Annotated in this window: 7 protein-coding genes; 5 read left to right on the plus strand and 2 right to left on the minus strand. The window is 44.2% G+C overall.

What is annotated here, in order from left to right; all coding sequences use genetic code 11:
* Positions 1-302 precede the first annotated feature (302 nt).
* The gene (locus KQI91_RS13865) at positions 303-779 is read left to right on the plus strand and encodes a flavodoxin (protein WP_216393360.1); all 477 of its coding nucleotides are present in this window, start codon (positions 303-305) and stop codon (positions 777-779) included.
* 241 nt (positions 780-1,020) lie between these two features.
* Positions 1,021-1,674 carry a trimeric intracellular cation channel family protein gene (locus KQI91_RS13870; protein WP_216393361.1) on the plus strand — a complete coding sequence of 218 codons (654 nt, stop codon included), beginning with the start codon at positions 1,021-1,023 and terminating at the stop codon, positions 1,672-1,674.
* A gap of 108 nt (positions 1,675-1,782) precedes the next feature.
* Here KQI91_RS13870 and KQI91_RS13875 read toward each other — a convergent pair whose 3' ends face one another.
* The gene (locus KQI91_RS13875; protein ID WP_216393362.1) at positions 1,783-3,522 is read right to left on the minus strand and encodes an ammonium transporter; all 1,740 of its coding nucleotides are present in this window, start codon (positions 3,520-3,522) and stop codon (positions 1,783-1,785) included.
* Between the two features lie 243 nt (positions 3,523-3,765).
* Positions 3,766-5,877 (minus strand): glutamine synthetase III family protein, encoded by a 2,112-nt coding sequence (locus KQI91_RS13880; protein ID WP_216393363.1) that lies wholly within the window; start codon positions 5,875-5,877, stop codon positions 3,766-3,768.
* A 283-nt stretch (positions 5,878-6,160) separates the two neighbouring features.
* Between KQI91_RS13880 and purF the strand changes: the two genes are divergently transcribed.
* The 3 genes from purF to gltB all read left to right on the plus strand — a co-directional run bounded on the left by purF (position 6,161) and on the right by gltB (position 13,978).
* Positions 6,161-7,570, plus strand: a complete 1,410-nt coding sequence (gene purF / locus KQI91_RS13885) for an amidophosphoribosyltransferase (protein WP_216393364.1) — start codon at positions 6,161-6,163, stop codon at positions 7,568-7,570.
* A 167-nt stretch (positions 7,571-7,737) separates the two neighbouring features.
* Positions 7,738-9,375, plus strand: coding sequence for a CTP synthase (locus tag KQI91_RS13890; RefSeq protein WP_216393365.1), 1,638 nt, complete (start codon positions 7,738-7,740; stop codon positions 9,373-9,375).
* A 43-nt stretch (positions 9,376-9,418) separates the two neighbouring features.
* A complete protein-coding gene (gene gltB, locus KQI91_RS13895) occupies positions 9,419-13,978 on the plus strand; it encodes a glutamate synthase large subunit (protein ID WP_442860607.1) in 4,560 nt (1,519 codons plus the stop codon).
* Positions 13,979-13,988: the final 10 nt, after the last annotated feature.

Below are 13,988 nucleotides of genomic sequence, written 5' to 3' on the forward strand. Positions count from 1 at the left end.
ACCTTTGTTCAAACCATCTTCAATCTTAATTCTCTGAGTAGTAGTTAAATGTTTTTTATCATGTTTCGTTGTAGTCATAAGAAATATCCTCCTTGGTAAAATGGGAGGAATCCACTGCACCTATAGAATACCATGTAAGACTAACGTCAGCTAGCCGGAATTAAGATTTACACTCCGGAAGTTACTTTTACATTTAACGTCTGAAAATTGCGAAATGTATTGACCTAAAGTCAGGTTCAGGTGATATACTTATACTAACAAAGATAATTTTTAAAGTCAATCAGAATGGAGGAACAATCATTATGGCAAAAAAATTAGTAGCATATTTTTCAGCAAGCGGAGTGACTGCAAAAATGGCAAAGGCTCTTGCAGAAGTGACAGGAGCTGATTTATTTGAGATTCAACCAAAAGTTCCATATACGAGTGCAGATCTGGACTGGATGAATAAAAAGAGCCGCAGCAGTGTGGAGATGAGTAATCCGGATTCCAGACCGGAAATTGGAAATAAAGTGCCGGATATGGGACAGTATGACACAGTATTTGTAGGATTTCCGATCTGGTGGTATGTGGCACCGACTATTATCAATACATTTCTTGAGAGCTATGATTTCACAGGAAAGAAGATTGCAACATTTGCGACTTCCGGTGGAAGTGGAATGGGCAAGACAGACAGTATCCTGAAGAAATGTGCACCGAATGCGGAATGGAAAGAAGGCAGACGCTTCGGCAGTGCAGACAAAAATGCATTGAAAGCATGGGCTGAATCACAGGGAATGTAATCCGGACAACTCAGATACGAATACAGACAGAGCGATACAACTTTTCTTCTGAAAGGAAGAGGGAGTGTACCGCTCTTTTTACTTTATTGGAGAATGTTCCAGTACCGCTTTGGTATATATTATATATAGTATACAAAAAAAGTTCGCCAGATAAAAAAATGTTGTAATATGTAATTACAAGAATAAAAAAATATAGTATAATGAGATTTCATAGAACAGGGGAAACTGGAGAGGGAAGATTATGGATTATCAGCAGCTTATTACCTTTATTATGGAAATGCTCGGAACGGTTGCGTTTGCTGCTTCGGGAGCTATGGTTGCAGTAGATCGGGCAATGGATATTTTTGGTGTGATCGTACTGGGAGTTACGACGGCCGTAGGGGGCGGGGCCATCAGGGATGTGATTCTTGGAATCGTACCACCGGCAATGTTCCAGAATCCAATCTACACACTGGTAGCAACGATTACAGCATGTGTGGTATTTTTGATCCTGTATTTAAAAAAGGAGCTTTTACAGGGGCACAACCGGGAAACTTATGACAAAGTAATGTTGGTCATGGATTCCATCGGACTTGGAATCTTTACTGTAGTAGGCGTAAATACCGGGATATCACGAGGATATGTGGATTACATGTTTTTACTGGTATTCCTGGGAACGATCACAGGAGTCGGAGGTGGATTACTGAGGGATATTATGGCAGGAGTGCCACCGTATATTCTGGTGAAGCATATCTATGCCTGTGCTTCCATCGTAGGTGCAATCGTCTGTGTGATACTGTACCGGAATTTTGGTGCAGTTGTTTCTATGGTTGGAGCATCGGCAGTTGTGATTTTGATTCGATATCTGGCAGCACATTACCGCTGGAACCTGCCGAAACTGACAAGAAGTGAATAACAGAAAAATGAATACAGGACATATGAAAAACAGCCCTTCCCGGAATGGAGAGGGGCTGTTTTGGCTTAAAAGAGGAAATCAATATATAGGTTTGATTACTGTCACAAATTATTCAAGAGGCTGTGTGTCCTGAAGAGCCTCAAATCCTTCTTCACCGGTACGGATCTTGACAACGTTTTCGATATCGTATACGAAGACTTTACCATCGCCGTACTGACCGGTATGAAGTGTTTTCTTAGCTGTTTCGATGACGGTTCTTACCGGAACAAGGCTGACTACGATCTCAATCTTGATCTTCGGCAGCAGGTTCATATCCATTTCAACACCACGGTAGTAGGAACGGGAACCTTTCTGGACACCACATCCCATAACGTTTGTGATGGTGATACCGGTAACACCGATCTCATTCATGGCATGCATGAATTCTTCCAGTTTGCTCTGACGTGTGATGATAACAACCTTTGTCAGTTTGTGTACGCCTTCTCTTGGAAGTTCCGGAATGGTATCAGCAACTTCAGCAGGAGCAACATTTGCGGAAGTGTTTGCAGAAGGAACTGCTTTTGTAACGCCCATAGGAGTTGGAACGGTCATAGTGTCATGTACAACAAATCCGTCATAAGCACTTGTAAGACCGTGTTCTTTGGAATCCAGACCTTCAATCTCTTCTTCAGCAGATACACGAAGACCAACCGTATGTTTGATTGCCTGGAAGATGATCGTCATAGTAACTGCAACCCATGCGATGGTGATGATCATGCCGATAAACTGAACACCGAATCCATGGAAACCGCCACCAACAAGAAGACCTTTCCAGTCTGTACCTGTTCCATCAGAGAAAAGACCAACTGCGAGAGTACCGAAAGCACCGTTTAATCCGTGAACGCCGACAGCACCAACCGGGTCATCGACTTTAAGAACTTTGTCAATAAATTCAATACCAAATACTACGATAAAACCAGAAATAACACCGATGATAGCGGAAGAAGTAGGAGATACAGTATCGCATCCTGCTGTGATCGCTACCAGACCTGCAAGAGATCCGTTGAGGGACATGGAAACATCTGGTTTTTTGTATCTGATCCATGTAATAGCGAGTGCGGTTACAGTTGCAACAGCAGCTGCAAGGTTTGTGGTTACGAAGATTTTACCCGCACTTACGATAGCATCGCCTTCCATGCTGACGGTAGATGCACCGTTGAATCCGAACCAGCAGAACCAGAGGATGAAGACACCTAAAGCACCGATGGTAAGGTTATGTCCTGGGATGGCTTTGGACTTGCCGTCCTTTCCGTATTTACCGATACGAGGTCCAAGGATGAGAGCACCGATAAATGCTGCAACACCACCGACCATATGTACGGCACAGGAACCTGCAAAATCATGGAATCCCATCTGGCTGATGAAACCGCCACCCCAGATCCAGTGTCCGGATACCGGGTAAACGATCAGGCTGATCAGGAAACTGTAGATACAGTAAGAAGAAAATTTTGTACGTTCTGCCATGGCTCCGGATACGATCGTAGCGGAAGTTGCACAGAAGACTGTCTGGAAAATCAGGAATGCCCAGAAGGGAACTCCGTCAGGAAGCATTGCAGAACCATAGTTTGCTTCTGTGGCAATGCCACCGATCTTTCCAAAGAATCCGTTTCCGGCACCGAACATGATTCCGAATCCGACGATCCAGAAGGTAGGAGTACCGATACAGAAGTCCATAAGGTTTTTCATGATAATGTTACCAGCGTTTTTAGCTCTGGTGAAGCCGGTTTCGACCATTGCAAATCCGGCCTGCATAAAGAAGACAAGCGCGGCGCCAAGAAGCACCCATATAGTGTTTACTGATGAATACATAAAGTTACCTCTCTTTCCCTAAAAAAGTTGAATAAAACAACAGTTACCTGAAATAGAAAAACGCGGGAATGAAGTATATCATTCTCCGCGCCTTTACGAATCCAATATATATGTAAAACAGGGGATGTCGTATCGTGTGATTAATGGATGAGGAAATCGATAATGAATTATGAAGTAGTTCATGTTCATAATGACATCCCCCGGTTTTACCAGTGTAAAATTGTCAGGTTATCCTCTTATTTCTCAGTCGGAGATAGAGAATAACAGTTTTCCATAAGTCGGATATGGAAGGATGGAATCTGGAATCAGAGCTTCAGCTGCGTCAGCGGATGCACGGACTTTTTCCATATCGGTAAGGACAACACTCTGATAGAGTTTTGCACTCTTGAGAAGGTCTTTGCCGACTTCGTATTCTGCCATTGCAGTATCCTGTTTCAGGGTTTCCAGATCTTTAGCCATTGTCTCAGAAAGTTCTGTCAGTTTTGTCAGAAGGGAAGCCTCTGCGGATACAGAGATATCCGGTACGACAGATTTTTTAAGCGCTGCAGTCTGAGCCAGTTTTTCCATGTATGTAGTAACTGCCGGAAGAAGATCTTTCTGAATGATCTCAACCAGAGTACCTGCTTCGATGTGAAGTGTCTTTACATAGTTCTCAAGCTTGATCTCATAACGGGAATGAAGCTCTGCATGTGTAAAGATATGATGGCTTGTGAGAAGTTTTTCATTTTTCTCGTCTACGAAATGCGGAAGTGCATCCGGTGTGGATACCAGGTTGTAAAGACCACGTTTCTCTGCTTCTTCAAGCCATTCATCTGTATAACCGTTTCCGTTGAAGATAACACGTTTGTGATCTTTGATGGTCTGTTTCAGTAATTCATGAACAGCGGAATCCATTTCTTCAGCCGGAACATCTTTCAGTTTTTCAGAGAACTGACGCAGAACTTCTGCAACAGCTGTGTTGAGGATGATGTTCGGGTTGGCTACAGAGGAAGAAGATCCAAGCATACGGAACTCGAATTTGTTTCCTGTGAATGCAAACGGTGAAGTACGGTTTCTGTCTGTGTTGTCTTTTACGAAGTGTGGAAGTACTTTTGCACCGATATCCATCTGAACAGCACCATGTCCTGCAAAGAACTCATCGTTTTCGATTGCTTTGAGAACCTCGGTAAGTTCATCGCCAAGGAAGATAGATACAACTGCCGGCGGAGCTTCGTTTGCACCGAGACGGTGGTCGTTTCCTGCGCTGGCAACAGAGATACGGAGCAGATCTGCATAATCATCTACTGCTTTGATAACAGCTACAAGGAATACCAGGAACTGTGTGTTTTCAGCAGGTGTTTTGCCAGGGTCCAGAAGGTTGACACCTGTATCTGTGCTCATGGACCAGTTGTTATGTTTACCACTTCCGTTGATGCCTTCGAATGGTTTTTCATGAAGCAGGCATACCATATTGTGTTTGGCAGCAACTTTTTTCATGATTTCCATTGTAAGCTGGTTGTGGTCAACGGCTACGTTTGTAGTATCAAATACAGGAGCCAGCTCATGCTGTGCAGGAGCAACTTCATTGTGTTTTGTTTTAGCAGGGATTCCAAGTTTCCAGAGCTCTTCATCGAGATCATGCATGTAAGCAGATACACGAGGTTTCAGAGTTCCGAAGTAATGATCTTCCATTTCCTGTCCTTTTGGAGCAGGAGCACCGATCAGAGTACGTCCGCAGAAGATCAGGTCTTTTCTCTTATTATAGAGATCTTTGTCTACCAGGAAGTATTCCTGCTCCGGACCTACGGTTGTATTGATGTGTTTGACATCAGTATTTCCGAGAAGGCGGAGAATTTTGATTGCTTCTTTATTTAAGGTATCCATGGAACGAAGAAGAGGAGTTTTCTTATCCAGTGCTTCGCCACTGTAGGAACAGAAAGCTGTCGGGATATAAAGTGTACGGTCTTTAATGAATGCCGGTGAAGTAGGATCCCATGCTGTATATCCTCTTGCCTCGAATGTGGCACGAAGACCGCCTGAAGGGAAACTGGAAGCATCCGGTTCACCTTTAACAAGTTCTTTACCGGAGAAATCCATGATGATCTGACCGTCAACAGTAGGAGAAATGAAACTGTCATGTTTCTCTGCTGTGAAATTGGTCATTGGCTGGAACCAGTGAGTATAATGAGTTGCGCCGTGTTCCAGTGCCCATTCTTTCATGGCAACTGCAACAGAGTTGGCAACATCAAGTTCCAGATGTGTGCCGTTTTCAATGGTTTTCTTCAGCGCTTTGTACATGTCTTTTGGTAATTTCTCACGCATGATCTTGTCGTTGAAAACAAGACTGCCGTAAATTTCAGGAATACTCTGTGCCATAATAAAAATCTCCTTTCGATTCCATTAATCTAATTATTCTCAGATAAACAAAAAAGGCGCCTTGGAATCTAATCCAAAGCGCCGTTGCTTATGTGATGTAGTATACACAAAAAAATCAGGATGTCAATAATTTTTGTGAAAAAAATTTCAAATTTTTTGTTTGGCTGGTTGAATTTATTTGTATGGATTTTTAGTGGGACAAGGGTTGACAAAAGTCGATCTTCTATTATAATTTCAGTTAGATTCACAGGTAAAATTCACATGATAATGGGAGGAAATTCTGATGGCAGGAATTAAGGAAGCCTGTGGTGTATTCGGTATTTATGATCTGGATGGAGGAAATGTTGTTCCATCCATTTATTATGGCCTTACATCACTTCAGCATCGTGGACAGGAGTCTTGCGGACTTGCAGTTTCCAGAACAGACGGAGAGCGTGGCAACGTCCAGTTTCATAAAGATCTGGGACTGGTAAGTGAAGTTCTTCGGGAGGATACCATACGGAATATGGAGGGAGATCTTGGAATCGGACACGTACGTTATTCTACGACAGGCGCATCTGTTGCAGAAAATGCACAGCCACTGGTACTGTCCTATATTAAGGGAACACTTGCACTTGCACATAACGGAAATCTGATCAACACTCCGGAACTGAAATGGGAACTGATCCAGAATGGAGCAATCTTTCATACAACAACAGATTCAGAGGTCATTGCATTCCATGTGGCACGAGAAAGAGTACACTCCAAAACAGTAGAAGAGGCTGTCCTCAAAACTGCCCGTAAGTTAAAAGGTGGCTACGCACTTGTGATCATGAGTCCACGTAAACTGATCGGTGTCCGTGACCCGCTTGGACTGAAGCCACTCTGTCTTGGTAAACGAGACAATACCTATGTACTTGCGTCTGAAAGCTGTGCACTTACTTCTGTGGGGGCTGAATTTGTCAGAGACATTGAACCGGGTGAGATGGTTACGATCTCAAAAAAAGGCATAGAGTCCAACAAGGAGTTAAGCACCGGCAAACATGCCCATTGTGTATTTGAATATATTTATTTTGCCAGACTGGACAGCATGATGGATGGAGTCAAAATCTATGATGCACGTATCCGCGGAGGTAAATCTCTTGCAAAATCCTATCCGGTAGAGGCAGATCTTGTTACAGGAGTTCCGGAATCCGGTATTCCGGCTGCGAAGGGATATTCCGAGGAATCCGGCATACCGTTTGGATTTGCTTTCTATAAGAACAGTTACATTGGAAGAACCTTTATCAAACCGACTCAGAAAGAACGAGAGTCCAGTGTCCATCTGAAACTCAGCGTTCTGGATTCAGCAGTTAAAGGGAAGAGAATTGTTCTGGTGGATGACTCCATTGTACGAGGAACGACGATTGCAAATCTGATCCGCATGCTCAAAAAGGCCGGAGCACTGGAAGTACATGTACGTATCAGTTCCCCGCCGTTCCTGCATCCGTGCTATTTCGGAACAGATGTACCGTCCAATGATCAGCTGATCGCCAGCAATCACAGTGCACAGGAAATCTGTGAGATGATCGGGGCAGATTCTCTTGGTTATATGCAGAGTGACTATCTGGAGGGAATGGCAGGACATCTTCCATTATGTAAAGCCTGCTTTGATGGTAAGTACCCGATGGATGTAGAAGCAGAACTCAACAAAAAAATCGACTGTGGATGTTAAGATTTATAAAAATTACATATTTACAAACGAAAAAAAATAAGGTATAGTAATTTTCATATTTTAAGATCTTATCTGACAAAGGCGTCAGAAGTGAGAGAGGGAATGGTCCCCTTGTCCGCTTCTGACGCTTTTTTGTTTAAGATACAAAATGGAGGAGGAAATCGGTAATGGCAGTAAAATACGTTTTTGTTACAGGTGGTGTAGTATCTGGACTTGGTAAGGGAATTACGGCAGCGTCTCTTGGAAGACTTCTCAAAGCGAGAGGATATCAGGTAACGATGCAGAAATTTGATCCTTATATTAACATTGACCCGGGTACGATGAATCCGATCCAGCATGGAGAAGTTTTTGTTACAGATGATGGCACAGAGACTGATCTGGATCTGGGACATTATGAAAGATTTATTGATGAAAGCCTGGATAAGAATTCAAATGTGACAACCGGTAAGGTTTACTGGTCTGTATTACAGAAGGAACGTCATGGAGACTTTGGAGGAGGAACCGTGCAGGTTATTCCTCATATTACCAATGAGATCAAGAGCCGTTTCTATCGTGCCAAAGCACATGACGAAGAAAAAATCGCAATCATTGAAGTCGGTGGAACTGTTGGCGATATTGAAAGCCAGCCATTCCTCGAATCTATTCGTCAGTTCCAGCATGATGTTGGACATGACAATGCGATCCTGATCCATGTTACACTGATTCCTTATCTGAAAGCATCAGAAGAAATGAAGACCAAGCCTACACAGGCGAGTGTCAAAGAACTTCAGGGCATGGGAATTCAGCCGGATGTTCTGGTATGCAGAAGTGAACATCCGCTGACCGATGAGATCAAAGCCAAAATTGCACTGTTCTGTAATGTACCGGTCAGCCATGTACTGCAGAACCTGGATGTAGAGTATTTATATGAAGCACCTCTTGCAATGGAAAGAGAGAAACTTGCAGATGTAGTACTGGAATCTTTGAGGCTGGAAAATCGTAAACCGGATCTGACAGAATGGACACAGATGGTTAATGATCTTCGTAATCCGGAAAGCACAGTCAACATTGCTATGGTAGGAAAGTATACACAGCTTCATGATGCATATTTAAGTGTTGTAGAGGCATTGAAACATGGTGGTATCTCCTGCAGAGCCAAAGTAGAGATTACCTGGATCGATTCAGAAGAACTGAATGAAAAGAATCTGGATCAGGCTCTTCACAAAGTAGATGGTATTCTGGTTCCGGGTGGTTTTGGAAACCGTGGAACAGAAGGCATGATTCTGGCTGCACAGTATGCACGTGTACACAAGATTCCATATCTTGGCATCTGCCTCGGTATGCAGATGGCAATCGTAGAATTCGCAAGACATGTACTTGGATATGAAGATGCAAACAGCATTGAGCTGGATCCGTCTACCAAGCATCCGGTGATCGCTCTGATGCCGGATCAGGAAAGCGTGGAGGATCTGGGAGGAACTCTGAGACTTGGAAGTTATCCATGTGTGCTTGCAGACAATTCCAAAGCACTGGAACTGTTTGGAAAGAAAGAAATTCAGGAGCGTCACAGACATCGTTATGAAGTTAATAATGCATATCGTGAGGAGCTTGCTGCGAAGGGAATGACGATTGCGGGAACTTCACCGGATGGACATATCGTAGAAATGATAGAAGTCAAAGACCATCCATTTTATGAAGGAACACAGGGACATCCGGAATTTAAGTCCAGACCGAACCATGCGCATCCACTGTTCCGTGGATTTGTAAAAGCAGCAGATGAGTATGCAAAGCTGAAACAGAGCCGACAGGCACAAAATAAAGAATAATATAAGGAAGGTTTTCCTTCCGTATTACAGATAGAAAGGATAAATGACCATGCAGGAAGTAAGGAGAGAAGATCAGGGACTGTACCGCCGCGAATTCGAGCATGATAACTGTGGTATCGGTGCGGTTGTAAATATCAAAGGTAAAAAGACCCATGATACAGTGGCAAATGCGCTTAGAATCGTAGAACATCTGGAGCATCGTGCCGGCAAAGACGCAGAAGGAAAGACCGGTGACGGTGTAGGTATCCTTCTGCAGATTTCACATAAATTTTTCAAAAAAGCCTGTAAGAAGGAGGGCTTTGAGATTGGCGGAGAGAGAGAATATGGTATCGCACAGTTCTTTTTCCCGCAGCATGAGATCAAGCGTGCCCAGGCAAAAAAGATGTTCGAGATCATCGTGGAAAAAGAAGGGCTGGAACTTCTTGGCTGGAGAACTGTTCCGGTAATTCCGGAAGTTCTCGGACACAAAGCAAGAGAATGTATGCCTTACATCATGCAGGCATTTATCAAGAAACCGGAAGAAGTGGAAAAAGGTCTTCCATTCGACCGTATGCTTTATATTGCACGTCGTGAATTTGAGCAGAGTAATGACAATACGTATGTCGTATCCATGAGCAGCCGTACGATCGTGTACAAAGGTATGTTCCTGGTAGGACAGCTCCGTACATTCTTTGCAGATCTTCAGAGTCCGGATTATGAATCAGCGATCGCGATGGTTCATTCCAGATTCAGTACAAACACAAACCCAAGCTGGGAGAGAGCACATCCGAACCGTTTCATGGTACACAATGGTGAAATCAATACCATTCGTGGAAATGCAGATAAGATGCTTGCAAGAGAAGAAAACATGGAGTCTCCTTATCTAAAAGGACAGCTTCATAAAGTCCTTCCGGTTGTTAACCGCAATGGTTCTGACTCCGCAATGCTGGACAATACTCTGGAATTCCTTGTTATGAGTGGCATGGAACTTCCACTGGCAGTTATGATCACAATTCCGGAACCATGGGCATATAATGATACCATTTCTCAGGAGAAGAGAGATTTCTATCAGTATTATGCAACCATGATGGAACCATGGGATGGACCGGCATCCATTCTGTTCTCTGATGGTGATGTAATGGGCGCTGTTCTTGACCGTAACGGTCTGCGTCCGTCCAGATATTATATTACTTCCGATGGTTATATGATCCTTTCTTCAGAAGTCGGTGTTATGCCGGTACCGGAAGACAAGATCGTTCTCAAAGAGCGTCTGCATCCTGGCAAAATGCTGCTGGTTGATACGGTACAGGGAAAAGTCATTGATGATGACGAACTGAAAGAAAAATATGCCAAAATGCAGCCATATGGTGAGTGGCTGAACAGCAACCTGGTACAGCTCAAAGACATCAAGATTCCGAATATCCGTATGGAAGAGTACACAGACGAGCAGCGCGCACGTCTGCAGAAAGCATTTGGTTATACTTACGAACAGTACCGTACTTCTATCCGAAACATGGCATTGAATGGCGCAGAAAGTATCGGTGCAATGGGTGTGGATACACCACTGGCAGTCCTGTCTGATCAGGATCGTCCTCTGTTTGATTATTTTAAACAGCTTTTTGCACAGGTTACAAACCCGCCAATCGATGCGATCCGTGAGGAAATCGTAACATCTACCAGCGTCTATGTCGGAAAAGACGGAAACCTTCTGGTGCAGCAGCCGGAAAACTGTCATGTATTGAAAATCGTACATCCGATTCTGACCAATACGGACATGCTGAAAATTAAAAATATGAATCACGAGGGCTTCAAAGTAGCTGTCGTTTCTACCTTATATTATAAGAGCACCAAGCTGGAGAGAGCAATCGATCGTCTGTTTGTCGAGGTAGACAAAGCATATCGTGACGGTGCAAATATCCTGGTACTTTCTGACCGTGGTGTAGATGAGAACCATATGCCGATCCCGTCATTACTGGCAGTATCCGCAGTTCATCAGCACCTCGTAAAAACAAAGAAGAGTACATCCCTTGCAATCATTCTGGAATCCGGAGAACCAAGAGAAGTTCATCATTTTGCAACACTCCTTGGCTATGGCGCAAGTGCGATCAACCCGTATCTGGCACTGGAAACCATTCGTGAGCTGATTGACAACCATATGCTGGACAAGGATTATTATGCGGCAGTAGAAGACTACAATCATGCAGTTTTAAGTGGTATTGTCAAGATTGCATCCAAGATGGGTATTTCTACGATCCAGTCCTATCAGGGCTCCCAGATTTTTGAGGCAATCGGTATCTCACAGGATGTGATCGACAAATACTTTACCGGTACAGTCAGTCGTGTCGGTGGAATCACTCTGGAAGATATTGAGGATAATGTAGAAAAACTTCATTCAGAGGCATTTGATCCACTTGGACTGGATACGGACCTCACACTGGACAGCGTTGGCGCGCATAAGATGAGAAGTCAGGGTGAGGAACACAGATACAATCCACAGACAATTCACCTGCTTCAGCAGTCTACATGGACCGGAAGCTATGATCTGTTCAAACAGTATACAGCTCTGGTAGACAAAGAAAGCCATGGAGCACTCCGTGGACTTCTGGAATTCAACTATCCGGAAAAGGCAATTCCGATTGATGAAGTAGAGAGTGTAGATGAGATCGTAAAACGATTCAAAACAGGTGCAATGTCCTATGGATCTATTTCTCAGGAAGCCCATGAGACACTGGCAATCGCAATGAATCATCTGCACGGCAAATCCAACACCGGTGAGGGTGGTGAGAGTGCAGAACGTATCGCATCTGCAGGAAGCGAAAATGACCGTTGTTCTGCAATCAAACAGGTTGCCAGTGGACGATTTGGCGTTACCAGCCGTTATCTGGTATCTGCAAGAGAGATTCAGATCAAGATGGCACAGGGTGCAAAACCTGGTGAGGGTGGACATCTTCCGGCTAAGAAAGTATATCCGTGGATTGCAAAGACACGTCATTCTACACCTGGCGTATCTCTGATTTCTCCGCCGCCGCACCATGATATCTATTCCATCGAGGACCTGGCACAGCTGATCTACGACCTGAAAAACTCAAACGTTTATGCAGACATTTCTGTAAAACTTGTATCCGAAGCTGGTGTCGGTACAGTCGCAGCCGGTGTTGCGAAAGCCGGTGCACAGACAGTTCTGATCTCCGGATACGATGGAGGAACAGGAGCTGCTCCGAGAAGTTCTATCCACAATGCAGGTCTTCCATGGGAACTTGGCCTGGCAGAGACACATCAGACCCTGCTGATGAACGGACTGCGTAACCGTGTACGTATCGAGACAGATGGTAAGCTGATGAGTGGACGTGATGTTGCAATCGCAGCACTGCTTGGTGCAGAAGAATTCGGTTTTGCCACAGCTCCACTTGTAACTATGGGCTGTGTGATGATGCGTGTATGTAATCTGGATACCTGTCCGGTTGGTGTGGCAACACAGAATCCGGAACTTCGTAAACGTTTCCGTGGTAAACCGGAATATGTAGAGAACTTTATGAGATTCATTGCACAGGAATTGAGAGAGTATATGGCACGTCTTGGTGTTCACACGGTTGATGAGATGGTAGGACGTACAGATCTTTTAAGACAGTCTCCGGAAGCAGTGGCAGCAGAACCTCATAAAGGCAAACTGGATCTCAGCGCAATCCTTAATAACCCATATGCCGGAAACGGACAGAAAGTGACTTTTGATCCAAAAGCTGTCTATAACTTCGAACTGGAAAAGACACTGGATGAAAAAGTTCTTCTCAAGAAATGTGCAAAGGCAATTGCAAGAAAAGAGCATGTAGAACTGAGCGTGGATGTTACCAATACAGACCGTACATTTGGTACGATCCTTGGTGCAGAGATCACCAGACAGACCGGAACAGGCCTGCCGGATGATACGATCGTGGTTAACTGTAATGGAGCCGGTGGACAGAGCTTCGGTGCTTTCATTCCGAAGGGACTGACACTGAATCTTACCGGTGACAGCAACGACTACTTTGGAAAAGGACTTTCCGGTGGTAAACTGATCGTGAAAGTTCCGGAAAAAGCAGCTTACAAACCAGAAGATAACATCATTATCGGAAACGTTGCCCTGTATGGTGCAACCAGTGGCTATGCATTTATCAATGGTGTTGCAGGCGAGCGTTTTGCAGTTCGTAACTCCGGTGCTTACGCAGTCGTAGAAGGTGTCGGAGAACACGGATGTGAATATATGACCGGTGGACGTGTCGTAGTACTTGGACGTACCGGAAAGAACTTTGCAGCCGGTATGAGTGGTGGTATTGCCTATGTACTGGATGTGGAAAACAAGCTGTACAAAAATATCAACAAAGCAATGATCTCTATTGAAAAAGTAGAGAACAAATATGACAAGAAAGAACTTCGTGATCTGATCGAAGCCCATGTTGCGGCTACAGGTTCCGAATTAGGAGCCAAAGTGCTTGCTGACTTTGACTATTATCTGCCGCACTTTAAGAAACTCATTCCAAATGAGTACAAGAAGATGATCACACTCAGTGCCAAATTAGAAGAAAAAGGACTGACCAGTGAGCAGGCGCAGATGGAAGCATTTTACGAAAGCATTGGAGCAAAGCATTAAGGAGGATGAG

The sequence above is a fragment of the Blautia sp. MSJ-19 genome (genome assembly GCF_018918125.1).
GTDB lineage: Bacteria > Bacillota > Clostridia > Lachnospirales > Lachnospiraceae > Blautia_A.